The sequence below is a fragment of the Janthinobacterium sp. EB271-G4-7A genome (genome assembly GCF_020858075.1).
Taxonomy (GTDB): Bacteria; Pseudomonadota; Gammaproteobacteria; order Burkholderiales; family Burkholderiaceae_D; genus Janthinobacterium; species Janthinobacterium lividum.
Map to the genome: position 1 here is coordinate 44,366 of NZ_JACYMI010000007.1, position 25,626 is coordinate 69,991.

Annotated in this window: 22 protein-coding genes; 11 read left to right on the top strand and 11 right to left on the bottom strand. The window is 61.2% G+C overall.

Features of this window, described 5'->3' with window-relative positions; translation table 11 throughout:
- The first annotated feature begins 436 nt into the window (after positions 1–436).
- From IGS58_RS27740 to IGS58_RS27760, 5 genes are all read left to right on the top strand, one after another.
- Positions 437–661 carry a hypothetical protein gene (locus IGS58_RS27740; protein WP_131688859.1) on the top strand — a complete coding sequence of 75 codons (225 nt, stop codon included), beginning with the start codon at positions 437–439 and terminating at the stop codon, positions 659–661.
- 65 nt (positions 662–726) lie between these two features.
- Positions 727–1,917, top strand: coding sequence for a hypothetical protein (locus IGS58_RS27745; RefSeq protein WP_139144537.1), 1,191 nt, complete (start codon positions 727–729; stop codon positions 1,915–1,917).
- 108 nt (positions 1,918–2,025) lie between these two features.
- Entirely contained in the window at positions 2,026–3,111 is a 1,086-nt protein-coding gene (locus IGS58_RS27750; RefSeq protein WP_230523208.1) for a DUF455 family protein, read from the top strand.
- Entirely contained in the window at positions 3,108–3,866 is a 759-nt protein-coding gene (locus IGS58_RS27755; RefSeq protein ID WP_230523209.1) for a nucleotidyltransferase domain-containing protein, read from the top strand. The genes IGS58_RS27750 and IGS58_RS27755 overlap by 4 nt, the downstream gene beginning before the upstream one ends.
- A 19-nt stretch (positions 3,867–3,885) precedes the next feature.
- Complete coding sequence (locus tag IGS58_RS27760) at positions 3,886–5,109, top strand: MFS transporter (RefSeq protein WP_070280128.1); 1,224 nt, start codon at positions 3,886–3,888, stop codon at positions 5,107–5,109.
- A 6-nt stretch (positions 5,110–5,115) separates the two neighbouring features.
- Here the strand turns inward: IGS58_RS27760 and IGS58_RS27765 are convergent, their stop codons facing one another.
- The 3 genes from IGS58_RS27765 to IGS58_RS27775 form a co-directional block, all read right to left on the bottom strand.
- Positions 5,116–5,544, bottom strand: coding sequence for a hypothetical protein (locus tag IGS58_RS27765; RefSeq protein WP_230523210.1), 429 nt, complete (start codon positions 5,542–5,544; stop codon positions 5,116–5,118).
- Positions 5,545–5,679: 135 nt separating this feature from the next.
- Complete coding sequence (locus IGS58_RS27770; protein WP_230523211.1) at positions 5,680–9,261, bottom strand: ABC transporter permease/M1 family aminopeptidase; 3,582 nt, start codon at positions 9,259–9,261, stop codon at positions 5,680–5,682.
- Between the two features lie 10 nt (positions 9,262–9,271).
- The gene (locus IGS58_RS27775; protein WP_176374352.1) at positions 9,272–10,189 is read right to left on the bottom strand and encodes an ABC transporter ATP-binding protein; all 918 of its coding nucleotides are present in this window, start codon (positions 10,187–10,189) and stop codon (positions 9,272–9,274) included.
- Positions 10,190–10,443: 254 nt separating this feature from the next.
- On the opposite strand from IGS58_RS27775, the gene IGS58_RS27780 reads away from it, so the two are divergent.
- Positions 10,444–10,953 carry a GNAT family N-acetyltransferase gene (locus tag IGS58_RS27780; RefSeq protein WP_230523212.1) on the top strand — a complete coding sequence of 170 codons (510 nt, stop codon included), beginning with the start codon at positions 10,444–10,446 and terminating at the stop codon, positions 10,951–10,953.
- 6 nt (positions 10,954–10,959) lie between these two features.
- Here the strand turns inward: IGS58_RS27780 and IGS58_RS27785 are convergent, their stop codons facing one another.
- Positions 10,960–11,808, bottom strand: a complete 849-nt coding sequence (locus tag IGS58_RS27785; protein WP_092613279.1) for a MipA/OmpV family protein — start codon at positions 11,806–11,808, stop codon at positions 10,960–10,962.
- 177 nt (positions 11,809–11,985) lie between these two features.
- On the opposite strand from IGS58_RS27785, the gene IGS58_RS27790 reads away from it, so the two are divergent.
- Both IGS58_RS27790 and IGS58_RS27795 read left to right on the top strand, forming a co-directional pair.
- Positions 11,986–12,552, top strand: a complete 567-nt coding sequence (locus IGS58_RS27790) for a GNAT family N-acetyltransferase (RefSeq protein WP_230523213.1) — start codon at positions 11,986–11,988, stop codon at positions 12,550–12,552.
- Positions 12,549–13,286 carry a metallophosphoesterase family protein gene (locus IGS58_RS27795; RefSeq protein WP_230523214.1) on the top strand — a complete coding sequence of 246 codons (738 nt, stop codon included), beginning with the start codon at positions 12,549–12,551 and terminating at the stop codon, positions 13,284–13,286. Before IGS58_RS27790 ends, IGS58_RS27795 begins: the two co-directional genes overlap by 4 nt.
- Here the strand turns inward: IGS58_RS27795 and IGS58_RS27800 are convergent, their stop codons facing one another.
- The 5 genes from IGS58_RS27800 to IGS58_RS27820 form a co-directional block, all read right to left on the bottom strand.
- Positions 13,287–14,630, bottom strand: a complete 1,344-nt coding sequence (locus IGS58_RS27800; protein ID WP_034781227.1) for a sigma-54-dependent transcriptional regulator — start codon at positions 14,628–14,630, stop codon at positions 13,287–13,289.
- Complete coding sequence (locus IGS58_RS27805) at positions 14,623–16,533, bottom strand: sensor histidine kinase (protein WP_230523215.1); 1,911 nt, start codon at positions 16,531–16,533, stop codon at positions 14,623–14,625. Before IGS58_RS27805 ends, IGS58_RS27800 begins: the two co-directional genes overlap by 8 nt.
- A gap of 121 nt (positions 16,534–16,654) precedes the next feature.
- The gene (locus tag IGS58_RS27810; protein WP_070258677.1) at positions 16,655–17,647 is read right to left on the bottom strand and encodes a porin; all 993 of its coding nucleotides are present in this window, start codon (positions 17,645–17,647) and stop codon (positions 16,655–16,657) included.
- Between the two features lie 108 nt (positions 17,648–17,755).
- Positions 17,756–19,069 carry a dicarboxylate/amino acid:cation symporter gene (locus tag IGS58_RS27815; RefSeq protein ID WP_034781235.1) on the bottom strand — a complete coding sequence of 438 codons (1,314 nt, stop codon included), beginning with the start codon at positions 19,067–19,069 and terminating at the stop codon, positions 17,756–17,758.
- A gap of 384 nt (positions 19,070–19,453) precedes the next feature.
- Positions 19,454–21,787 (bottom strand): catecholate siderophore receptor Fiu, encoded by a 2,334-nt coding sequence (locus IGS58_RS27820; protein ID WP_230523216.1) that lies wholly within the window; start codon positions 21,785–21,787, stop codon positions 19,454–19,456.
- A 292-nt stretch (positions 21,788–22,079) separates the two neighbouring features.
- Here IGS58_RS27820 and nudC point away from each other — a divergent pair, with 292 nt between their 5' ends.
- Together nudC and folE are read left to right on the top strand one after the other, a co-directional pair.
- Positions 22,080–22,919: an NAD(+) diphosphatase gene (gene nudC / locus IGS58_RS27825; protein ID WP_230523217.1), complete on the top strand. Its 840-nt coding sequence runs from the start codon at positions 22,080–22,082 to the stop codon at positions 22,917–22,919.
- 74 nt (positions 22,920–22,993) lie between these two features.
- Positions 22,994–23,560 carry a GTP cyclohydrolase I FolE gene (folE, locus tag IGS58_RS27830; RefSeq protein WP_034781250.1) on the top strand — a complete coding sequence of 189 codons (567 nt, stop codon included), beginning with the start codon at positions 22,994–22,996 and terminating at the stop codon, positions 23,558–23,560.
- A 54-nt stretch (positions 23,561–23,614) separates the two neighbouring features.
- Here the strand turns inward: folE and IGS58_RS27835 are convergent, their stop codons facing one another.
- Positions 23,615–24,433, bottom strand: a complete 819-nt coding sequence (locus tag IGS58_RS27835) for an AraC family transcriptional regulator (RefSeq protein WP_442908386.1) — start codon at positions 24,431–24,433, stop codon at positions 23,615–23,617.
- A gap of 195 nt (positions 24,434–24,628) precedes the next feature.
- On the opposite strand from IGS58_RS27835, the gene IGS58_RS27840 reads away from it, so the two are divergent.
- Positions 24,629–25,054, top strand: coding sequence for a hypothetical protein (locus IGS58_RS27840; protein ID WP_070258683.1), 426 nt, complete (start codon positions 24,629–24,631; stop codon positions 25,052–25,054).
- Positions 25,055–25,089: 35 nt separating this feature from the next.
- Here the strand turns inward: IGS58_RS27840 and IGS58_RS27845 are convergent, their stop codons facing one another.
- Complete coding sequence (locus IGS58_RS27845) at positions 25,090–25,455, bottom strand: hypothetical protein (RefSeq protein WP_034781254.1); 366 nt, start codon at positions 25,453–25,455, stop codon at positions 25,090–25,092.
- Between the last annotated feature and the right edge of the window lie 171 nt (positions 25,456–25,626).

Below are 25,626 nucleotides of genomic sequence, written 5' to 3' on the forward strand. Positions count from 1 at the left end.
GCACAATGTTCTCAGGCGATGAGAGAGAAAATGTAAACAACTGCGTGAAAAACGGCTCTTTATTGACATTTTTTCTCTATGATTCTGTAGAAGCCTTTAGAATCAAGACTTACAAGACTGTTTACACTTTTTGTTGCGCATAACCGTTCTGATCGGAACACATCATGTCATCAGCAATGCCCTGCACATCCTTGATGTGCAGGGCATTTTTCTTTGGCGCGGCACAAGCGCGCACGTCCAGCACACAGGCCGAAGCGCACTATTTTTTTGAGGGAGCAAAAACCGCTGTCGATACAGTTTACTGCCCGGTGGTGACAAAACGAGAGAATGTCGTAGATGAAAGCTTATAAAATAATCTACGCCGCCCTTTGCCGGTGGCCGGAAGCGTGCATTTTTTGCGGTTCCGAGCGCAGGTCCATCACTCAAGGAGAAACTTATGATTAGTAACACTCAAGTGGTTCATGGTACCGGGTCTTTCAATACCTCTGGCTATTCCCTGAAACGCGCCAGCCGCGATATCGCTCCTGCCAGCAATGTCGCCGTTGCCGCACTGGATATTGCCGCGCTGGAAAACAGCCGCATGCACGGCGCCGCTCCGAAATGCTCGCGCAACAACCTCGAGTGCATCGTTGGCCCGAGCACCGTACTGTCGTCGATGTAATCACTGACTGTGCCCAAGGTGGTGCTAGGCCTAGCCCACCTTGGGCTTTATCCGAGGGAAGCTCAATGAATCGAGAATTAATTGTAGTAACGACCCATGGAACATCCAGTTTTGACATCGGCGAAGACGAGCGCGTGCTCGATGCCCTGGCGCGCAATCATGTGCCCTGGACGGCGGTGGCGACCTATCTGCGCGACCCATCCGGCGCCTATACCCTTTTTCCTTGCCTGAGTGAAACTGGCAGTTCGATTCCGCCGGACCGGCAAGTCTTTGCATTTTTTCAAAGAAATATTGATCCTTTCCTGCACACCAACAACACCTTGCAGGTTTCCCCGCCGGCCAACAATGAAGAAGCCGTTGCCGAATATATCTACGCCAACGGCGCGGCAAAGGGTGGCCCGAATATCCTGAAACGCCTCTCGTCGAACGAGTGCAAGCTGGCCGTGCGCGATGCCGTGGCACAAACGCTGCGCGACACCCTGTCGCCTGGCGACAAGCTGGTGGTTGGCGTGAGTGGCGGAGGCGACAGCAATGCCCTGCTGTATGCCTTGTCGCAATTTGACGAGTTCCCGATTGACATCCATCCGGTCATTATCGAAGGACCGGGCGAGTGGAATTCCGGCGTTCCGCGCGCGCGCGAGCTGGCGCAGGCCTACAATCTGCCGCTGACCGTGGTATCGGAAGAAGAATCGAAAGCGATACTCGGCGCCAGCGCTGGCGGCCTGGGCATCACCGACCGGTTTGCCCGGGAATTTCCCGACGATGACTTCGAATTCCTCGGCACCCTGATCATCCGGCGCGTACTGACGAGCGTGGCCAAATCGCTCGATGCGAAATTCATCGCTACCGGCCTGAATTTCGAAGACTTGCTGGGCGAGATGTTCGCGATCATGGCAACCGAGCGCCGTTTATTGCCTCTGCCGGCCCGCCCGATTGGCGATGTCACCCTCGTCTATCCCCTGTGGATGACGCCCAAGAAAATCATCGATGGCTGCTTCCCCAAGTATTCGTTTTCGAATTACGCAGACCGTTATCCCGGCTATGCGGAGGGACGCAACGCATACTATTCGATGGCGTACTGGATGGCGTCGGCGTTTCCTGGCTTGCCCGAGAAAATGTTGCGCTGGGCGGCAAAGGAAGGTTCTGCCGGGGAGACGGTGTTCCCTGTGGATGAGGTGCTGGGCTATGAGACGCTCGAGCCCGTGAACTGGGCACTGAGGGAGCGCTTCCTCAGGATGTTGCGCACGACCGCCTAGCCTGCCGGACAACCGCTGGCGCACCTTGCCCTGGGCATCCTTCGCATTGCCGCGCGCCACGGTTGTTCAGATGCTGTTGATACTCCATTAGCTACCGTTGGGAATGATATGTCCGTCATCAAAGAACACACGGCACACCTGGCTGCCGCCGCCCACGCCCTCGCGGCCATCCGGAACGCCTCGGCGCACGCGTTGATTACGGAACGCGAGGTGGCTGGCAAGATCGCGTGGTCCATGACCTTGCATGCGGCGCAGCAGGCACTGTCGACGGTACAGGATTGCTGCCAGAGCTTTGCCCTGGGTGAAGCGCCCGGCGCCCCGCATTGCGGGGATGAGGGCGTGCATATCGACGCGCATTTCGCCGCCCTCCGGCACAGCATGCAGGCGCTCGCCTCGCTCGGCTTGTGGGCCAAGAGCGAGCTGGCGGCACAGAAGGTCCTGTGGTTACTGCCTGCCATGCAGAGCGGTTGCCAGCGCCTCGAAGGCCAGGTGCTACCGGCGCAGTGGGATTGTCCCGAGCTGCCCGGGCGCCCCGAGCAGCTGGAGATCGTCGACTACGTGCGCTATGAGCTGGACCGTGATTATCCGCGCAGGAAATTGCACCAGCAGATTTTCAATGTGGAAGTATGCGCCGGCGAAGTGTGCGCCATGCTGGTGCTGCGATTCCCTGAGTTGCCGGGCGCCGTGGCCGAATCGCTGACCTTGCAGTGTGCGGAAGAATTCCGCCACGCGCAGCTGCTGCTGGGCGCATTGGCGAATGAGGGGGGCCGCATCGGCGAAACGCCGGTATCCCTGGGCATCTGGAAAAGTTGCCGGGCGGCGCAGAATGCGGCAGACTGCATCGGCCTCGAGCAAGTGATCGGTGAAGGCTTTTCGCTGGGCGCCGACCTGTACTATGCGGAGCTGTACCGTGCCATCGGGCGCGCTGATATTTCCCTGCTGCATGAATGCATTTATATCGACGAGGTCAACCACGTGAAGAATGGCCTGGCCAGTTTTCACACCCTGCTCGGTGCGCAAGCCGTGCAGCGTTTGCGCACCTTGGAAGAGTCGTCCAAGGTGAGCGTGATCGGCGGACGGTTTTTCAATGCCGCCGCGCGCCAGTATGTCGGTTTCAGCGCGACGGAAATCGAGCGCCAGCGGGACCGTTCGCAAGCGGTGGAGTTACCTGATCTGCAGGGGATGATGGAATGAATTTCGACGCAGCCCGCCAGTTGGTGGAACAACACATCCTGCCCGCCTATCCGCATGCCCAGGCGGCGATCATCGGCGGTTCCATCGCGCGCGGCCAGGGAACGGCCACCTCGGATATCGACCTTCTGGTCCTGTTCGAGAACGTGCCGCATGCCTGGCGCGAGACGCTCAAGCTGGACCAGCAGACGGTGGAATTATATGGCCATGACTTGCGCTCCTTCGATTACTTTTGCCGCAAGATGGACCGTCCCGGTGGCCGGATCCCGATGGCGATGATGGTCATCGAGGGCAGGAATCTCTTGCCGCAGACGAGCGCGTCCGCCGCCCTGTACCAGCTGGCGCAAGCCATTTACGATGAAGGCCCGCCAGCGCTGACGCCCGATGCCCTGGCCAGCCGGCGCTATGAAATCACGACCTTGCTGGAAGACCTCGTTGACAGCACGGTAGCCGAGGAAACGCTGGCGATCGCCACCAAGCTGTATGACGTGCTGGCCAATTTCGTGCTGCGTGCCGGGGGCGCGTGGAGCGGCGTCGGCAAGCATCTGGCGCGCCGGCTCAGGGCCCATAGCCCGTCGATTGCGGATGACCTGCATGCCGCCATGCGCGCGATCCTGCTCGACCCACCCGCCGGCAAGCAGGCGTTTGGCGACCTGGTCGCGCATGCGCTGCAGCCGTATGGCGGACCCTTGCTCGACGGGTATGCCTTGCATGCGCCGGCGGAATGGAAGAGTGACACGCCCGCGCTTGCCGCCTGAGACGGCTGGCACTGTGTTGATGCGCACGGTGCAAGGCCGGCCGGTACAGCTGTTCGGTTTTCCGCTGGTCTTCATGACCGTCCTGATCGACGTGCTGTGCGCGGGACTGGTGGCCCCCGTCTTGCCGCGCCTGCTGCTGCAATTGAGGGACAGTCCCGCCCAGCCCGTGTTATGGCTCGGTTATCTGGGGATGCTGTTTTCGCTGTCGCAAATGTTTGCCTTGCCACTGCTGGGAGCATTGTCGGACCGCTTTGGCCGGCGCCCGCTGCTGTTATTGTCGAACCTGGGCGTGGCCGTGTATTTCTTCTGCCTGGCGGACACTGAAACGCTGGGCCAATTGGTGCTGGGGCGTATCTTGTGCGGCATCACCGCCTCCAGCTTTGGCATCGCCTATGCATTTATTGCGGACTGTTCCGAAGGCGCCGCGCGCACCCGCGCCTTTGCCTCGATGGGCGCGGCGTACAGCATGGGACTGGTGGCGGGGCCGGCCCTGGGCGGCTGGCTGGGCAATATCGATGTGCGTTTGCCCTTCTACCTTGCCGGCTGGCTGTCGCTCGGCAATCTCCTGTATGGCGTGCTGGTCTTGCCCGAGTCTTTGCCGCCGGACAAGCGCGTTCCCGTCAGCTGGCGCATGAGCAATCCATTCGGTGCCGTGTTCGAGCTGGCCAGGCGTCCCGAACTGCGTTTCCTGACGCTCGCGTATCTGCTGGTGGCCAGCGCGCACTGGTCGATTTCCGTGGCGTTCGTGTTTTACACGCAACAGCGGTATGGCTGGGACTCCACCCAGGTCGGCTTGATGCTTGCCGTGCTGGCAGGCTGGGGCGGCGTGGCGCAGATGAAGTGTGCACCGTTTCTGATGACACGATACGGCCCGCGGCGCACGGCCATGCTGGCCTATGCCGGCTGCTGTGCCGGCTTCCTGTGCCTTGCCCTGTCGCGCCAGTCGGCGGGGGCATATTTGGCCATTTTCCTGCTCGGCGTGGGAGAGATGGCCAACCCGGCCCTGCAGGGTCTGCTGACCAGTGCCGTATCGGCGCGGCAGCAGGGCTGGCTGCAGGGCGCCGTCAAGAGTGCCGGCAGCCTGGCGGGGCTGGCGACACCGGCCCTGTTCGCCATGCTGGTCGCCGTTGATCCTGCCAGCCACGACAGCGGTGCGGCATTTGTCCTGGCCGCCATCCTGTTGCTGGCCGCGTGCCTGGCGATCGCCGCCAGCAAATACTCGGCTGGCAGCAAGCCGGCATGATGCGCATCAATGCGCTGCGGCTTCTTTGATGCTCATTTCCAGGCTGTAATTCGCCACCGCATTCCTGCGCGCCGCATTGCGCATCAAATACACCTGCACCGTGTACTCGCCATCGGCCGGTAGTGCCGCCTGGTACGTGTTGCCGCTGGTCGAGCCGATGAACAGGGCTGCATCCTGGCCTGGCTGGCGGAGGTTGAAGTAGTTCGATGGCTGATTGGTTTTCAGCTTGACGCTGAAGGTCTGTCCCGCCTTGCCTGACACCGTGTATTCGGCCGTGGCATAGCCCTTGATCTTGCCCTTGACCGTATGCGTGGCCTGGTTCGCCGTCAATGTCACGCTTTCCTTGTGGATGGGATCGGCGCTCCAGGCGGGCGTGGCAAAGACGAGTGCCGCCAGCAGCAGGCTGGCGCGGATGGGCAGTGGACGATGCGGCATGCGGTTTTCCCCTTGAAGTGGACACCAGCGCGGTTGCTGGCGATGCTTGCCATCTTACGCCAGGCACAAAAAACGGCCGCGCACTGGTCGAAGGCGCGGCCGGTTTGTGTTGCGTCAAGCGCGTTGATGCAAGTCTTAATTGAAACTGACTTCCTTGCGGTTATCGCGCGAGACCCGGTCGATCATCTTGTTGTACGGATCGACACCCACCTCGAACGGTTTTTCCTTCACCGTGATGGTGATCACCGGGTCGCTGCCCGGCAACACGCGTTTGTCGGTGAACAAGACTTTTTCATCTTTCTCCTTGGCGCCCGGCGCGCGCGCGAAGATGGCGATTTCCACCGGCTCGTCATAGGCGCGCGCGCTTTCCTTGCCCTTGCCGTCGGACTCCAGTTTGGCCAGGTGCAACTGCATGGTGACATCCCACTGGCCATCCGGGCGCTTGACGGCCGTCGCTTGCGTGACGCGGTTGTCGTAGAAGACGATCTTTTCGAACAGGTCCGTGATCAGGGCTTGCTTGTCCTGCGGCGCTTCGGCGCGGATGTACGCCAGCAATTCCGACGAGGTGGTGAACGGCGCCTGCTGGTAGCCCTTGTCCTGCAGATAGCGTTTCAGGGCACGGTTCAGCGCCTCTTCGCCGAGCTCGTCGCGCAGGCGGTAGAACACCAGGCTGCCCTTGTTGTAGTGGATGTATTGCTGTCCTTCCACGCGCGCCAGCGGCAATTCCTCGATGGCTTCGCCGCCGCGTCCGCTCAGGTAGCGGTCCAGTTCATAGCGCAGGAAGCGGCGCATTTTGTCGCGGCCGTATTCCTTTTCCATCACCATCAGGGCCGAGTATTGCGACAGCGATTCCATCAGCATGCTGGCGCCTTGCACGTTTGCGCCGATTACCTGGTGGCCCCACCACTGGTGCGCCATTTCATGCGCCGTGACGTAGAACACATAGTCGATGTCATCCTTGTCGCGCAGGTCGGCGATGAAGCCGATGCCTTCCGAATACGGAATCGTATTGGCAAACGACTGCGCAAAGCTCTGGTAGCCGGGAAATTCCAGGATGCGTACCTGCTTGTGCTGGTAGGGCGTGAATTGGGTCGTGTAATAGTCGAGCGACTTTTGCACGGAAGTGATCATGCGGTCCGTGTTGTAGCCGTGTTTCTTGTCGACATAGATTTCGATCGGCAAGCCGTGCCACTCGCCTTTTTTGACTTCCCAGCGCGCCGACAGGTAGGCAAAAAAGGGCAGCATCGGCTGGTCCATCTTGTAGCGGTAGTAGCGGCGGCCATCCTTTTCCCAGCTGCCTTGCAGATAGCCGGGCGCCAGGGCGATCTGCTCGCCGCTGGTGGAAACTGTCGTGTCGAAATGGATCCAGTCGGCATCGCCGCCCAGCACCGTGTTGCCATACGCGGAAGAGTCTTCCAGCTTGGCCATGCGCTGCGGCTCGCCCAGGCCCCGCTTGCGGCGCTCATTGCGGTCCAGCAATTCCATTTCCTTGGCATAGCCGAAGTGGGGGAAAAAGGCCTGGTTGTTGAAGAAGCTGCCGTTCAGGTTGAGCTGGTCCGGCGCGCCGCTGTTGGTGAAACCCTGGTGCGTAACGGCCACCGTGAAGTCCAGCGGCAGCGTGGCGCCCGGTGCCAGGGGCTGGGTCAGCTTGAGGATGCTGAAACCGAGTTCCTTGTCGTCCAGTTCGACCTTGTGCGCGGGCAAGTTCAGCCATGCCGTTTTCAGCTCGGGGTCGAGCTGGATGCGCAGGGTGTCGAGCGCTTGCGCCGTCTTGTTTTGCAGCACGTAGTGGCCCTTGATCAGCACCTTGCGTTGTTCAGGATAAATATCCACATTGGCCTGGACTTCCGTGATCTTCGGCTGCGGCAAGTGCTGGTACCGCTTGTACAATTTTTCATAGCGCGCCTGCTTGTCCATGCCGATGTTCGATGTCTCGTACCGGTTCAGCACATTCGTGTTGTAGAAGATCCAGCTGCCCGTGCCTATCCAGCACAGCAGCACCGCTGCCAGTGCGGCACCCGTACGGCCTTGCAATCGCTGGCCTGCCAGGCGCACGCGTGCCGGCCAGCCGTTGGACAGGCCGCGCACCCAGAACGCTTGCGCCAGCATGACGAGGGCCACGGTAAACAGGCTCCAGTACAGCGCAAACCAGGCCCAGCCCGTCAGGAAGTGGCCATAGCCGTTCATGTCTGAATACTTGATGGACGGCGTGGCGGCGAAGTTGTACAGCTTGTGTTCGAAGTGCAGCATGCCCTGCACGGCTTGCGCCACCATCAGCAGGATCACCAGCAGGTAGCCGATGAACTTGTTGTTCGACAGCACTTGCAGGGTCAGGGCGCACAAGCCCATCAGCACGAAGAAGAGGGCGCCCAGCAAGGTGCCTTGCAGGTACAGTCCCAGTTCCACGGGCGCGCCGCCCTTGACGAGCTGGAAGCCGATGGCCGTGAGGACGCCCGCCAGCAGGTAGCCGGCGATGACGCCGATTAAAGCCGTGCATTTGGCCAGCAGGGGCACCCAGTCGGGCACGGGCATGGCGTCGCCGACGTCGGCGATCCTGGCTTGCCGTTCCTTGAAGATCAGCTCGCCTGCATAGAAGGTGACGATGATGATCAGGAGGAAGCTGAAGCTGTTGCTGATTTGCTGCAACAGCAAATGCGTCATCGGATACACGGCCGTGCCATACATGTTCTTGTCGACATTGGCGGCCGCGATCAGGTTGATCATGCCGAACAGCAGCATGACGAGGAAGGGCAAGCTCTTGAAGACGCCGGCGGCGTCGAAGCGCAGGATGTGCCACCACTGGCGCCAGGCTGTCGCGGCGGTAAATGCGGGAGTGCTGCGCGGCAGGTGCAGCTGCGCCGTGACGGCCGGTGCGGCGGCGGCGGCCTTGGCCTTGCCGAACAGGCGTTTTCCCGTCCCCGTGCGCTGCGGCTTGAACAGCACGACGGTGGCGAGGAACAGCAGCGTCGTGATGCCCAGCCACAGCAAGCGGTTGGCCAGCAGGAAACCGGAAAACGGCGGCAGGCCCGCGTTCGATTCGGCGGAGGTGAAATAGCGCGTCATGCGGCCAAAGGCGCGCACGCCGAACGGGTCGAGCAGGACGGCAAGCCATTCGTTGTTGATGTCGCGGGTAAAGGCGCCGGCCACGGCCCACAGCACGAAGAATCCCAGCACGCCCACGTAGACGAGCATCATCGAACGCGTGGTGGCGGCCAGCAGCATCAGCAGGGCGCCGATGAAGAGCAGGTTGGGGATGACCAGGACGGCGAAGCTCCACGCATAGGTGTGCAGCGAGAACGCGCCCACGCGCTGGGGATCGACCCATGGCATGAGGGGCCCCAGCATGGTGGCCAGGGCGATGGCGACAAAGATCACCAGGCAGGCGACGAAGCCGGCGCCGAAGCGGCCGAACAGGTAATCCCACTTGCGCATGGGCGTGGCGAACAGCATGTCGGCCATGCCGACTTCGCTGTCGCGCAACACGGCGCCGGCGATGAAGACGGTGACGAGAAACATCGCCAGCAGGCTGAAGATCCCCAGCATCTGCGCCACCACGGTGGGCGCATTGCGGTTGATATTGCCGATGGCGCCGCCGATCTGGATCGAATCGCTGCTGCTGGCGCCAAAGGCCATCAAGGCCATGACGGCGGCAAATACCCACAGCAGCGGCTGTTTCAGCTGATAGCCGAGGTCAAACTTGAAAAATTCCTTCCACATGGTGTGCTCCTTACGCCGCGACGGCGGATGGTGCCTCAGCGGGAACGGCAGCGCCGTCGCGGGCCGCGTTGCGCACATGCAGGAAGTACACGTCTTCCAGGTCCGGAGCGATCTGCACGAAGCCGCTGTCGGGCTGGCTGTCGGCATACACATTGATTTGCGGTTTGCCGCCCACCAGGCGCGTCGACAGCACATTGTGCGACTGCTGGTACTGCGCCAGTTCTTCCATGCTGACGCTGCGGCGCCACACCTTGTTGTGCAAGGTGTCGATGGCCGCCTGCGGCTCGCCCTGCACCAGCACTTGACCCTTGACGATCATGGCCATGCGCGGGCACAGGTCCGTCACGTCGTCGACGATGTGCGTCGACAGGATCACCACCACCTGCTCGCCGATCTTTGCCAGCAGGTTCAGGAAGCGGTTGCGCTCGTCCGGGTCCAGGCCGGCAGTGGGCTCGTCGACGATCACCAGGCGCGGCGCGCCCAGCAGCGCCTGGGCGATGCCGAAGCGCTGGCGCATGCCGCCCGAATACGTGCCCAGGTTGCGCTTGCGCGCTTCCCACAGATTGGTTTGCTGCAACAAGGCTTCCACGGCTTCCTTGCGCGGCCCCTTCTCCGTCAAGCCTTTCAGGACGGCAAAGTGGTTGAGCAGGGTTTCCGCACTGACCTTCGGATACACGCCGAAATCCTGTGGCAAATAGCCGAGCTGGCGGCGCAAGCCGGCCTTGTCCTGCAACACATCGACGCCGTCGAAATGGATGCTGCCGCTATCGGGATCTTGCAATGTCGCAATGGTACGCATCAGTGAAGACTTGCCTGCGCCATTCGGCCCCAGCAAGCCGAACATCCCATGGGGAATTTCCAGGCTGACATTGTTGATGGCCTTGACGCCATTCGCATATGTTTTGTTCAGCTGTTTGATCTTTAGCATGCAGCACTCTCCAGGACATGGTTCTAAAAGCCGGCAGATGCCTGCCTGCCGGCCTGTGGAAGGGGATCCCCCTTGTTTTTATCAGCCGCGATGGCGGACGTTACTTAAAAACAATAATGTATATGCAACTGAAAGGAAAAGAATGGTTTTGCGACCAAGGGAGGAAATGCAGGCATGAAATGCCGGAGGGCGGGGATGAGTGACGGTGATAAGATCGCGGACTGGATCAACGCCATCGTGCGGGAAAGTTCTTCATGCATGCAATAAACAAGGTCATCGCGTTGCGCGCCATTGCCCCGGGCGAAGAGGGCGCATTGGCGCGGCTGTTTCAACTGTACTGTTATGACAATTCCGCCTGGAGCGGCGAGGCGCTGCTGGCCGGTGGCCGCTACGATGTGTGCGATGCGGGGCTGGCGTCGTATGTGCATGGCGCCGGCCACACGGCCAGCTGGATCGAGGTCGATGGCGAACTGGCCGGTTTTTTCATCACGGAGCCCGGCATGGCGGGCGAGCTGGCCGTGCAGGAGTTCAGCGACTTTTTCATCCTGAAGAAATACCGGCGCCGGGGCGTGGCGCTGGAAGTGGTGCGGCGCGTGCTGCTGGACAGCGCGCACACGTGGCTGGTGGCGACGTTTCGCGACGATGCCGCTGCCTGTGCGTTCTGGCGGCAGGCGTTTGCGCGCCTGCCGTTTGCCAGCGTCGAGGCGTGGAACGATCCGGACTTGCCGCAGTTCCAGCTGACTTTGCTGAAACCGGCGGCTTGAACTCGTTTAGAAGCGCACTTTCACATACGCCGATGGCCCCGTCAGGCGCACGTTCAAGTCGGCATCGCGTTCGCTGTCGCGGTGCAGCTTGATTTTCGAGATGCCGTAATCGGCCACGAAGCCAATGTTCTTGAACGGAAACCATTCCACGCCAATATTGCCACCGTAGATGTGGCCGTTGATGCGCCCGCCATTTTTCTTGATGCCCGACGCTTCCGCATACATGCGCAAGTCTGGCGTGAAGGCGTGGCGCCAGCCTACTTCCAGCAGCGGCGCGAACGCGTGCTCGCCGATGGAATCGCGCGCCGTGGCCGTTTCGCCATTGACGACGCCGGTGGCCGTGCCGTTCAGGTTGGCATTGTAGTAGGCGGCACCCAGGCCGATGCCGAAGGTGTCGTTGCCGCTGCCGAGCCACCAGCGGTAGGACATCTTGGCCAGGTCCAGCTTCAGGTCGGCGTCCGCCGTGGCGGTGCCGGAAACCGGCTGGCCATTGATGGTGGTCTGGCCGGTCAGCGTTGGCGTGTAGGATTTGTCGTAGCGGTAGTAGTCGAATGCCAGGGCATGATGGTCGCCGATCAGCAATTCGGCCTTGATGCGGGGAATGGTGGTGCGGCTGGGATTCGATTCGGGTGCGTCGATGCGGCCAAACTGCGTGTCGGCGCCGACATTGATGCGCGGATCGGCGGAAAACGCTCCCACCGAAATGCTGACACGGTCCAGGGTGGGCGACGGTTCGGCCCGCGCCGTGGCGGCGGCCGTGGCAATGCCCAGCATGCCCAGCATCATGGCGCCGCGCAAGGCGAGGTGGTGCGGGCGTGGTGGGGACAGGCGGGTGGACACGGACATGGCAAACATGGGGCTACTCCTCAAGATAAAGTGAAAACTGTCGCGACGCTTTGGGCAACAGTGCAATGAGGAAATGGTAGCAATTGTTACTTTTAAATTACGTAGCCGCACGTCGCAAGTGGCCGTCGGACTTGTCCTACCGCCGGTAAACCCACTGTAACGACTGGTAAGGAAGGGATGGAAACGATGCAGAAAATCATGGAACTGGTGACGCCGCGACTGGTGCTGCGGCAGTGGCGCGACAGCGACCTGGCGCCGTTCGCGGCCCTGAATGCGGATCCCCGCGTGATGGCATATTTCCCGACGGCCCTGTCGCGCGAAGCCAGCGACGCCATGGCGCGGCGCTGTAGCGGCTTGATCGACGAGCGGGGCTGGGGCTTATGGGCCGTTGCCTTGCGAGAAAACGATGTTTTCATCGGCATGACGGGCTTGCATATTCCCGCTGCGCAACTGCCATGTTCGCCGTGCGTGGAAATCGGCTGGCGCCTGGCGTTCGATTACTGGGGACAAGGTTACGCGCAGGAAGCGGCGCAGGCCGCCCTGCAGGCAGGTTACGAGCGCTTGCAGCTGCCGGAAATCGTCGCGTTTACGGCGCTGCCCAACGTGCGCTCGAGCGCGCTGATGGCGCGTCTGGGCATGCGCCGCGAGGCCGCCACTTTCGAGCATCCGGCCTTACCGCCAGGACATGCATTGCGCACGCATTGCCTGTATCGTCTGACGCGTGCAGAATGGTTGCACAGGGAGGTAACATGAGAATCGCCGCTATTTCCGATATCCACGGCAACCTGGATGCGCTTGAGGCCGTGCTGGACGACATCGCCCGGCGTGGCGTGGACGTGACTGTCAACCTTGGCGATATCGTTTCGGGCCATTTGCAGCCGCGCGCCACGGCGGCGCGTCTGATGGCGCTCGATTTGCCCACCATCCGCGGCAATCACGAGCGCCAGTTGCTGGGCGATCCGGCCCGCATGGGCGTCTCGGATGCCTATGCGCGCGCGCAACTGCTGCCGCAGCAACTGGACTGGATCGCGGCACTGCCGGCCACCGTGCGCCTGCGGCAGGACGTGCTGCTCGTGCATGGCACGCCCAGCAGCGACCTCGTATATTTTCTCGACAGCGTCACGCCGCAAGGCAGCCGCGCGGCCACGCCGGAGGAGGTGGCCGAACGGGCCGGTATGACGGACGCGGCCTTGATCCTGTGCGGCCATACGCACATGCCGCGCCAGGTGCGTCTGTCCGATGGGCGGCTGATCGTCAATCCGGGCAGCGTGGGCTTGCAAGCCTACGACGACGACCATGGTTATCCGCACGTGATGGAAAACGGCACGCCGCATGCCCGCTATGCCATCGCCGAACAGGGAAGCGATGGTGCCTGGACGGCGCAGCTGCATGCTGTGGCATATGACTGGGAAAAGGCGGCCCGGCTGGCGCTGGCGAATGGGCGACCCGACTGGGTCACGCCCTTGCGCACGGGCCGGGTCGGCTGATTAGCGGAACTCTTCCGCCACCAGGTTGTACTTCTGCATCTTGTGATACAAGGTCTGTTTCGGCAAGCCGAGCACTGTGCTCACTTCGCTGACGTTGCCGGAATATGCGCGCAATTCCTGTTCGATCAGCGCGCGTTCGAAGCCGTTGACCTGTTCCGCCAGCGACAGGGGACTGGCCAGTCCGGCCGCCAGCAGGCTTGAGGCGCCACCGGCGATGCCCAGCACGAAGCGGTCGGCGATATTGCGCAACTCGCGCACATTGCCGGGCCAGGAATGCGCCATCAGGTTGCGCATCTGCGCGCTGGAGACGACGGGCGCGGCGCGGTTGTAGCGGGCGGCGGCGGCCAGCACGAAGTGCTCGAACAGGATGGGAATATCCTCGCGCCGCTCGCGCAGTGGCGGCAGATGCAGCACGATCAGATTCAGGCGGTAGTACAGGTCGCTGCGGAATTTCTGTTGCTGCGACAAGTCTTCCAGGTCCAGCTTGGCTGCCGCGATGACGCGCACGTCGACGGGCGTGGGCACGTTCGAGCCCAGGCGCTCGATATAGCGTTCCTGCAGCACACGCAGCAATTTGACTTGCAGGGACAGGGGCAGGCTTTCGATTTCGTCGAGGAAAAAAGTGCCTTGATCCGCGTGTTCGATCTTGCCCACCTGCCGCTTGGCCGCGCCCGTAAACGCGCCCGGTTCGTGGCCGAAGACTTCGCTTTCAAATATGCTTTCCGGAATCGCGCCGCAGTTCACGGCGACGAAGTTGTGCTTGCGGCGGTGGCTGAAGTCGTGCAGGCAGCGGGCCACCATTTCCTTGCCTGTGCCCGTGTCGCCATAGATCAGCACGTCGGCCGGTTCGTCCGCAACGTCGAGGATCAGGCGCCGTATGTCGCGCATTGCCACGGAATTACCCAGTAACCGCGATTCGATGCCGCCGCCGTCTTCCAGTTGCCGGCGCAAGCTGTGCACTTCCAGGGTCAGGCGCCGCGTTTCCAGCGCGCGCAGGATGACGTCGACCAGTTGCTCGGACGAATACGGCTTTTCGATGAAATCGTAGGCGCCCGTGCGCATGGCGTGCACGGCCATCGTGATGTCGCCGTGGCCCGTGACGAGGATCACGGGCAGGTTGGCATCGAGTGTCTTGACCGCTTGCAGCAATTCCAGGCCGCTCATGCCGGGCAGGCGCACGTCGCTGACCACGATGCCGGGAAAATCCGGCGTCAGCAGTTTATAGGCCAGCTCGGCCGAGTGAAACGCCAGCACGTCCAGGCCGGCCAGCTGCAGCGCCTGCTCGCTGCCCTCGCGTACGGTGGGGTCGTCCTCGACCAGCAAGACCTTCAAGCCGTCAAACATGTTTTTCCTCCTGCGTTGCAATCTGTAGTTCGATGGTGAAGATGGCGCCGCCGCCGGGAGCGTTTTCGGCGCGCAGCACGCCGCCGAACTGGCGCGTGATCTGTTCGGAAATGGCCAGTCCCAGGCCCAGTCCCAGGCCTTGCGGCTTGGTGGTGAAGAACGGTTCGAACAGGTGTTCGCACACTTCCGTGGACAAGCCGGGCCCCGTGTCGGCCACGTGGATCAGCACGTGCTCGGGCGTGCATTCGACGGCCACGCGCAGGCTGCGCACGTCGCTGCCATTCATGGCGTCGAGCGCATTGGCATACAGGTTCACCAGCACCTGCTCCAGGCGGTTGCTTTCGCACATGGCGAAAATGTCTTCGGGCGGCAATTGCAGGGTGAAACGCACATTTTCCACCTGCAGCCGGCGTTCGACGAGGAACAGGGCGTTGCTGATCGCCGTGGGGATCGAGACGGAGGTCAGGCTGGTGGTCGACTTGCGCGCAAAAATCTTCAATTGGCCCGTAATGGTCCCCATCCTGGCCGCAATTTGCGAAATCTTCGCCAGATTGCGCCGCGCGTCGTCGAGCCGTCCCCGTTCCAGCAGGATGACGGCATTGTCGGACATGGTGCGCAGCGCCGTCAGTGGCTGGTTGAGTTCATGCGTGATGCTGACCGACATTTGTCCCAGTACCGCCATCTTACCTGCTTGAAACAGTTCGTTTTGCGTGATGTGGAGTTTTTGCTCGGCCTTGCTGCGCACCTCGATTTCCTGGCTCAGGCTTTGCGTCATGGCATTGAGTTCCGAGGTGCGCTCCTCGACCATGGCTTCCAGGTTGTCGTAGGCATGCTGCAGATCTTCGCGGGCGCGCAGTTTTTGCGCCACGGCCGCGCGGCGCTGGCGCAGGTAAAAGAACAGCAGCATGAAAAAGCCCAGCAGCACGCAAGAGAAGGCGGCCGCAGCGCGCGCGCTGGCCTTCGCTTGCGCCAGGTCGGACAAATAAATAAAAGTCCAGCCTTGCGGGGACTTGAGCTTGATCTGCGTCATGACGCTCGAGCTGATCTTCGGTGGCGTGTCGGCATGTTCCTGTTCGCGCACGCTGATCACGCGCGCGCCATTGCCCAGCTGGCGGTCGGAAACGAAGGGGATGGCTGCGAGCTGCTTCGAATAATACTGGCGCGTGCGGTTGAGTTCCTCGACGATCGCGGGCGACAGCGGCGCCAGGGTCTTGTACTTCCAGTCCGCCATGGAGCTCAGGAAGATCACGCCATGCTCGTCGGCCAGCATGACCTTGTCGGCGCCTTGCACCCAGCGTTTTTCCAGGTTTTCCAGATTCACCTTCACCGTTGCCAGGCCCAGCATGTGGCCATTCTGGTAGATGCCGTGGGCAAAGAAGTAACCGGGCTCCAGCCGCGTCGTGCCCACGCCATAGAAGCGGCCCGGCGTGCCGCGCAACGCGTCCTGGGCGTAGGGGCGGAACGAGATATTGTCACCAATAAAGCTGTCGGGCTGCTGCCAGTTGCTGGCGGCCCGCGTGTTGCCGTCGAGGTTGCTGATGAAAATGGTCGAGGATTTTGCTTGGTCATTCATCTGCTCGAGGTAATGGTTGACCGTATCGACCAGCACCGGGTCTTCCGGGTGCTGCAGCAGGCGAATCACGTCGCGGTTCAGCTCCAGCGTCTTGGGCAGGAAGTCGTATTTCTCCAGCGCATTTTCCAGGCTGCTGACATACACTTCCAGGCGTTGCGCACCGCTGGCCTGCAGCTTGCCGATGGCGATGCGTTCGGTCCAGAAATACACGAGCCAGACGGTGGCCAGGCAGGCGGCCAGCACCACGCCCCAGGCCAGCGTTTCGCGGCCCGACCGTTGCGACAGGCGCTGGCGCCAGGAAAGGGAGGGTTTCGTAGTACTGCTATTCATAAAATCAGCTGCCAACTTGCAAGAACCCACAGTATCGCATTTAAATATTGCGTAAAAAGAAAAAGCCGCCGGATATGCATCCGGCGGCTCACACTTCTATGTCACGGACAGCTCGACGTCCTTAGAAGGTATGGCGCATGCCCAGGTTGAAGCCGCTGTTGCCGGTGCCATTGTCGGTGGCATTGCCGACGACGAAGGTGGCGCCGTTCTTGTTGCTGATGTGGCCGTAACCGGTGTACAGGTCGCTGCGCTTGGACAGGGCGTAGAAGGCGCCGATGGCCCACTGCTGGGCGTCACGGTTGGCATTGCTCTTGTCGTTGTGGCGGATGTAGGACGCGACCAGCTTGGTGGCGCCGAACGGTGCGCTGAAGCCAAGCAGGATGTCGTTGCTCTTGCTGTTGTCGAGGGCGCGGTTGTCGGCGTAGCCGAAGTTGCCTTGCAGCACGCCAAAGTCGTAGCGCGTGGCCAGCAGGGTGTTGCGCGTTTGCTGGGTCGCCAGCGCATTTTCCTTGCGGTGGTGCGTCAGGGTCACGTTCAGCGGACCGTCGATGTAGTGCACGGCGCCGCCCATGCTGCGGTTTTTCGCATTGTCGCCAGCCACTTCGCCAAAGCCATACGCCAGGTCGGCCGACAGGTGGCTATAGGTTGGCGTGGTGTATTGCACCATGTTGTCAACGCGGATATTCGTCGCCATCAGGTTCGATGCCGTGCCGGCCAGGCCGATGACAAACGGATCGGCCACGTCGCGCAGGGCCAGGTAGTACGGAGAATATTGGCGGCCCAGGGTGACGGCGCCGGCGCTGCCGGTCAGGCCGACATATGCCTGGCGGCCGAACAGCAAGCCGCCCTGGCCCGAGGTGCCGGTGTCGATATTGAAACCGCTTTCCAGCACGAAGGTTGCGGCCAGGCCGCCGCCCAGGTCTTCCTTGCCTTTGAAGCCGATGCGCGAGCCCGAGGCGACGCCGGAAGCGACGCGGTTCAGGCGGTCTCCAGCCGCATCCTTGTCGAACACCAGGCCGGCGTCAGCCACGCCATAGATGGTCACGCTCGATTGGGCCAGCGCGCCGCCGGAAGCTGCGCCAAGGGCCAGCAGGGTAAACAGGACTTTTTTCATGAAAATCTCTCTAATAAGTTGGGATGACTACTGATCGCACTACCTGACTGCTTGTTACTCAACATGGACAACAAATAAATGGCCCGCTTGTGGCGGGCCATGGCGCTATCAGGCTTTGCTAGCGTGATCCGCTTCGCCCCAATGGCTTTCCGTGTTCTGGCTGGCCGCGTTGGCCGCGGCTGCTTCTTCCTCGGTGGCCAGGCCACCTTCCCACTTGGCGACGACGGCCGTGGCGACGGCATTGCCGACCGCGTTGGTTGCCGAACGGCCCATGTCGAGGAATTGGTCGACGCCCATCAGCAATAGCAGGCCCGCTTCCGGAATATTGAACTGGTTCAGGGTAGCGGCAATCACCACCAGCGAGGCGCGCGGTACGCCGGCCATGCCTTTCGAGGTCAGCATCAGCAGCAGCAGCATGGTGATCTGGGTGCCGATCGACAGGTCGATACCATAGGCTTGCGCAATGAACAGCACGGCAAAGGTGCAGTACATCATCGAACCGTCCAGATTGAAGGAGTAGCCCATCGGCAGTACGAAGCTGGAAATCTTGCGGTCCACGCCGAACTGGTCGAGCGCCGTCAGCAGTTTCGGATACGCCGCTTCCGAGCTGGCCGTCGAGAATGCCAGCAAGAACGGTTCGCGGATCAGGCCGACCAGTTTGAAGATGCGTGGGCCGATGACGACGAAGCCGGCGCCGATCAGCAGGGCCCACAGGCACAGCAGGCCTACGTAGAAGCCGCCCATGAACTTGGCAAACGTGACCAGCACGCCCAGGCCGTGGGTGGTGATGACGGAGGCCATGGCAGCGAACACGGCCAGCGGGGCCAGGTTCATGATGGTGCCGGTGATGCGCAGCATGACTTGTGCCAGTTGGTCGACGACGGCCGTCAGGGTCTTGCCCGATTCGCCCAGGCCGGCCAGTGCGCCGCCGAAGAAGATCGAGAACACCAGCACTTGCAGGATTTCATTGTTGGCCATGGCCTCGATCGGCGACTTCGGCACCAGGTGCGTGAAGAAATCTTTCAAGGTGAAGGCGGCCGTTTTCAGATTCGTCGACGCGTGGATGTCCGGCAATGGCAAACCGAGGTTGGTTCCCAGTTGCATCAGGTTCGACAGCACCATGCCCAGCGCCAGCGACACCAGCGAGGCAACCACGAACCAGCACATGGCTTTCAGGCCGATGCGGCCCGCCGTCTTGCCGTCGCCCATGTGGGCGATGCCGACGGTCAGGGTGGAGAACACCAGCAGCGCAATGATCATCTTGATCAGGCGCAGGAAGACGTCGGTGACGATGGAAATATTGCCAGCGATTTGAGCGCTGAGCTTGGCATCAGGGAAAGCGGTGTTGCATCCATAGCCCACGGCAATGCCGAGGATCATGGCAATCAGGATGTACAGGGTTAATGGCCGTTTCTTTTTCATTTTGACTCCTCCGGTGAAACGCCGCTGTGAGCGGATTATTGATAGCGAGCAACTCAAGCTTGGAGTCAATATTTCTCAAAAACAAGCCCTTGCGTGCCAGCGATTATTTGCAGCAAAACCTGTACATAGCAAAGGATATGCCTGAAATGGGAATTTGGAACCTAACTTCTTAAGTTGTTGATTTAAGGAAGCTTTTTTGTTGTTTAGATGTCGCAACTTGGCGTGCTTGCGCGAAATATTGGACGCGGCGGGATATCGCTGTATGACTTTTCATACGCTAGTCGCGGCAGGGCGGCGGTACGCCAAAAAGACAAGATTGGCAGGACAATAAAAAAGCCCCTCCGAAGAGGGGCTTGATGTGACGCAATGCGTGTTCTCTTGACGTTAGAACTTGATATTCGCCGTCAGGCTGAACGAACGGGGCTGGCCCGGGGTGTAGCGGAAGCCGGATTTGTTGATGGCCGCCACATAGGTCTTGTCGGCCAGGTTGTAGGCGTTCAGCTGCAAGTCGAGGTTCTTGTTGACGGTATAGGTTGCCATGGCATCGAAGACCCAGTAGGCATCCACGCGGGCCGGCGTGCCGACGGCGCCATCGGTGCCGCGCAGCATTTCACCCACGTAACGCGCGCCGCCGCCGATTTTCAGGCCGAACGGCAGGGTGTACGAGGTCCAGCTGGTGAACGCCTGTTTTGGCGTGTAGCTGAGGTTATTGATGCCGCTGGCCGTGACGACCTTGCCCGACTCGACCTTGGTATTCATGCGCGTGTAGCCGGCGCTGACCAGCCAGTTTGGCATGATCTCGCCCACCACGCCCAGTTCCAGGCCTTCCACGCGCTTCTTGCCGGTCTGGTAATAAATGGTCGGGATGACAGGGTCCTGTTCCACTTCATTCTTGACGGTGGTCTGGTAGACGGCGGCCGACAGCGACAGTTTTTGCTTCAGGAAGTCCCACTTGGTGCCGATTTCCTTGGTGATGGTTTCCTGCGGGTCATAGTTCGGGTTTTGCGCGCTGCTGGCGCCCGTGCTCAGGGCGAAGTTGACGCCAGGCGGCGCTTTCGACGTGGCCAGCAAGGCGTACACGCTGCTGTCCGGCGTCGGTTTGTACATGGCCGAGATCTTGCCGTTGGCCAGGGTGTCGCTCAGGGTCAGGTGGGTAGGAATCGGCGTGCCCACTGGCAATGGCTGTACCGCAGGCGCAGTCACGGCCGTTTGCAGGGTGATGGCGTCATACGTGGTATTGAAATGGTCAAAGCGCACGCCGCCGTTGAACAGCCACTTGTCGCCGAACTTGATGGTGTCGAAGACATACAGGCTTTGCGTGTTGACTTCGCCTTCCGTGAAGGCGCCGCTGCGCACGGGGTTATGGCCGGTGACGGTGTCGCGCGGATTCGGGTTGTACAGGTTCGCTGCCGGCAAGGTACCCAGGCTGGCGGGTACATAGCTGTAGTTGGTCTGTTTTTCGCTGGTGAATTCGGCGCCGGCCACCAGGGAGTGCTTCAGCACGCCCGTGTCGAATTGCGCGCTGACCACGGTCTGGTTGGTCAGGATCGTGTTTTCCTGGTCCTTGACGGTGCGCAGCGAGCGCGCCAGGGTCCAGGTCGATGGATCGGTGGCGACCGGTGTCTTCAGGTTGGCGGTGTTGGCCATGAAGGCCGTCAGCAGATAGTCCTGCTGGGTCTTGCCATAGCGCGTGGTGTTCTGGATTTGCACGTTGGGCGAGAAATCATGGTCGATGCGCAAGGTGCCCATGTCGGCCTTGATCTTGTCGTAGTCCGAGGTGGAACCGTAGAAATTCTTCGGATCGACCTTGGCCGCGCCGTTCAGGAAGGTGCGGATGACCTTGTTCGTTGGCGTGATGGTGTCCGGCGTCGAGTAGCCGGGCAAGCCGATGGTCGGCACGCCGCCGTCGGGCACGTTGTTCTGGTCCACGTGCAGGTAGCTGGCCGTGATGCGCGTCGGCTTGCCGATACCGAAGGTGACGGTGGGCGCGAAGGCCCAGCGCTTGTTCTTGACTTCATCGCGCGCCGCGTTGCCGCTGTCCTGCGTCATCAGGTTCAGGCGCAATGCCGTGCCGGTATCGCTGTCGAGGATGCGGTTCCAGTCGGTCGTGGCGCGTTTCTGCTTGCCGCTGCCCGCCGTCAGCAGGGAATTGAATTTGTTTTCCATGGTGGCCGTCTTGCTGACCAGATTGATCGAGCCGGTCGGCGAACCGCGGCCGCTGTCCGTGCCCGCCGGGCCCTTCAATACGTCGATCTGTTCGATGTTGAAGACGTCGCGCGAGATGGAACCCACGTCGCGCACGCCATCGACATAGATGCTGCCGGACGAATCAAAACCACGCATGTAGACGGCGTCGCCCGTGTTGGTGTTGCCGTTTTCACCGAGGAAGAAAGTGCCGACGCCCGGCGTGTTGCGCAGCGCGTCCGTCAGGGTCAGCGCGCCTTGCTGTTCGATCAATTCCTTCTTGATCACGACGATGGTTTGCGGCGTATTGACCAGCTCTTCCGTGTATTTTGGCGACGAGGCTTTTTCGGCCTTGAAGTCGTTTTCCTTGGAACCAATGACCTTGACTTCGTTCAGGGTTTGCTGCGATGCAGGCGCGCTTTGGCCGGCCGGATCGGCGGCCTGGGCGGCGACGGGCAGCAGCATCACGGCCAGGGCGGCGCCGATGTGCTGGTTGAAACGGGTTGGGGCGTGTTTGCGGCTCTTGATTGCCATCTTGCTCTCTCGATAAGGTCAGGGTAGTGGTTCCTGGCTGGCTCTGCGCCGCTATGCTTGGGCACGCGGGCAAGTGGCTGGCGATGGAGACGGAAGGCCGTATTGTAATAACTGGGCGCTATTTCGTAAATGAGAATCGTTATCAGTATCGTTTGCGCAACGAATTGGGTGTGCCGCAAAAAAAACACTGTCATGGCCCATGAATGCTTGCTTTGCGGCCTGGCCGCTGCTATGCGCGCAGGCGTCCGCCGGCGGGAGTATGATGAGCAACCTTTACAAATTTCCGCCAAGCATGCTGCAAACTCCCGAAGCCTTTGTCCCCCTGATCGATGCGCCCGAACCGGCCCCGGCGGCAGCCGACACGCTCACATTCGTCTTTCACCGCGGACGTTTATTGTTGCGCACGTCCGAGCTGTCCTTGCCCAATGCCGCCGAGGCGGCCGCGCTCGATATCGACCTCAGCCGCGCCCAGCCCGTGGGCCTGTGGCAGGGCCGTTATTGCCAGACCGTCTGGACGGATGAGGAGTTGTTGCCCGCCGATAGCACTCTGGCCTGGCACGCCATGCGTTCGCTGTTTAATGCCATCGACGATGCTTTCCTGGGCTTGGCCAGCCGCGCCGCGCAACTGGCCGAGTGGGCGCGCACGCACCGCCATTGCGGCGTATGCGCCACGCCCATGCAGCGCACGCCTGGCGAGCGCTGCTTCACATGCGCCGCCTGCGGCATGCTCGCGTATCCGCGTATTTCGCCAGCCATGATGGTACTCATCCGCAAGGGCGACCAGGTACTGCTGGCCATGCACAAGCATTCGCCATCGCAGCGTTTCAGTCCGCTGGCCGGCTTCCTGGAAGCGGGCGAATCGATCGAGGAAGCCGTGCACCGGGAAGTGATGGAAGAGGTGGGCTTGCGCGTGCATAACTTGCAGTACTTCATGAGCCAATCCTGGCCGTTTCCCCATTCGCTGATGATCGCGTTTACGGCCGACTACCTCGATGGCGAGATTCGCCTCGACGAGAATGAAATCGCCGAGGCGCGCTGGTTCGGCCCCGGCGATGCGTGGCCGGAAGCGAGTTCAAGCGTGTCGATTTCCGCGCTGCTGGTCGGCGCCCACCGTCCGCCGGCAGTGTCGTAAAGCGGGGACTGCTCGGGCAGCTTGCCGCATTTTCTATATACTGGCGGCAATTGAAAATTTTAGGGTGGTTTAGCATGTCTCAAGAAGAATTCTCCGAAAACGACTGGCGCCGGTTGATAAGCAGCCTTGGCGAAGATCCGCAGCGTCCTGGCTTGCTGGAAACGCCGGCGCGCGTGGCAAAAGCCTGGAAACACTGGACGTCCGGCTATGGCCAGGATCCGGTGGACTTGCTGAAAGCCTTCGAAGATGGCGCGGAACAGTACAACGAGCTGATCGTCGTGCGCGGCATCCCCGTCTACAGCCATTGCGAACACCATCTGGCGCCGTTCTTTGGCAAGGCCACCATCGGCTACGTGCCGAACGGCAAGATCGTCGGCCTGTCGAAACTGACGCGCCTCGTCGATTGCTTCTCCAAGCGCCTGCAAGTGCAGGAACGCATGACAATGCAGATTGCCAATGCCCTGATGGAAGTGCTGGAACCGAAATCGGTGGGCGTGGTCGTACGTTGCCGCCACCTGTGCATGGAAAGCCGCGGCATCCGCACGCCGGGCGAAGAAACCATCACTTCGGCCATGCTGGGCGAGATGCAGCCGAACCTGGCGCTGCGCACGGAATTTCTGGCGCTGGCGCGCGAAGTCTGATTTTCAGCGACGATGCAGGATGAAGGCGGCATATGCCGCCTTTTTTTATGCGTTTTATATTCTCTTGGATTCCCGTTCCGCCAGGTAGCGCGCCGGCGGCTTGCCCACGGCCTTGCGGAACATGGTGACGAAACCGCTGGTATTTTCATAACCGAGTTCCAGCGCCACCGCTTTCACGCTGCGCCCTTGCGCCAACCGTTGCAAGGCCAGGATGACGTGCAATTGCCGGCGCCAGCGGCCTACGCTCATGCCCATTTCCTCCAGTGATTGCCGGGTCATGCTGCGCTCGCTCATGCCGATGCGGCTGGCCCATTCGGCCAGGGTACTTTTATCGGCAGGCTGCGCCAGCAGCAGGGAAGCCAGGCAGCGCAAGCGTGCATCGCGCGGCATCGGCAGATGCAAGTCTTCCACGGGCGCGGCCGCCAGCTCGTCGAGCAAAGTGAGCACGAGGCGTTCCTGTGCGCCCTGCAGCACGGTCAGGGTGGGAAAACCGGCCGCCTTGGCGATCAGTTCGCGCAGCAAGGGCGAGACGGCCACGGTACAGCAGACGGCGGGCAAGGCTGGCGCCATGGCCGGTTCGATAAACAGGCAATAACATTCCGCCTCGCCCACGCCCTGCGCAGCATGCATCAGGCCGCCTGGTATCCACACGGCGCACTGCGGTGGCACGATCCACACGCCGCTTTCCACCTCGCAATGAATCACGCCCCGCGTGGCATACAGCAACTGCCCCTTGCGGTGCTGATGCGGCGCCTGCTCCGCATCCTCGGGCACGCTGGCCAGGCCCACGGCCAGCAAGGGGCGCAGCACGCCATCGACGTCGAAATCGAGGATGGAGGCGTCGTCGTCCAGACCCAGGTGGGACGTCAGCATGCTGGGCAAGAGGGGATGGGGCATGGGGTTACTTTGGCTGGATTGAATAATATTGTGGCTATTTTATGCAATGACGCGCAGCGCTGCCAACGCTATCGTATGGGCATCCGCCGCCCCGCTTCAACGGCAACCGCCGCCGCCCGTGTTCTGATGAAGGTGAGGAGGAACGGCAACCCCCTTGAAGGAGTCATTACCATGCAGCTTGATCTATCCACTTTCCCCCTCGTCTGGATGCGCCGCGAGGCCGCGCCTGTCCAGCCCGATATTCTGTTTGCCCAGTTCGACGCGCTGCTGGCGCGCCGCCAGGCGTTTGTCATCCTCAGCGAAGAAGGCTTTGACGAAGATGGGCATGAACACCCGCAGGAAGAGCGCAAGCGGGCTTCACTATGGATGAAGCAGAACAAGGCGGCCATCCGCGCGTATATCCAGGGCATGGTGCTGGTCGAACCGAGCGCCGCCAAGCGCCTGGCCGGCAAGGCCTTTGCCGTGATGTTCGGCAAGTTCTGGGGTTATCCCCTGCATTTCGGCACCAGCCGCGACGACGCGCTCGACATCGCCCAGCATTTGCTCAGGGCGTGGCTGCCGCCCCACAATGATCCGACAAGGCGTCGCGACGCTTGACCAAACCGACGCGCAGCAGGTTGGGTCAGGTGGGACTAGTAGCGATAGTCGTTGACGAAATGCTTGGTGAAGTTGTACTTGCTGCCGCCGTCGAGCAAGTCGACCAGGCGTTTCGGCGCCGAGGCCGACATGAAGGCGTCGGCCGCGCCGCCCGTGCTGCGGAACTTCATGCCGGGGCTGAGGATCTGGTTGGCGCCGATTTTCAGGTGCTGGAAGCTTTTCGTTTTTTCATTGTTGAGGATGAAGTGCAATTCCTGCTTGAACGTCAGGAAGGGAATCTTCAGCCACCAGCCTTCGTCCGTGCCATAGCTGGCGACGCTGGCAAAATGCGTGTTCTTGTCCGTCAGGGTGGGTTTGCCCAGGCGGTCGTTGATGCGTTTCATGGCTTCATTCTTGGTCATGCTGTTCTTTCGTGATTCGTCGAGTATACGGCGTGCATTTTGACACAGGCACGCCACCCCCGCCTGCCTTGCCGATGCCTATCTGCATGCTTTTTTACTGCAATGCAGCATCAATTCTCATCAATTGTCGCAACGCATTAACAACACTGGGCAAAATTCATTGCTTCCCGG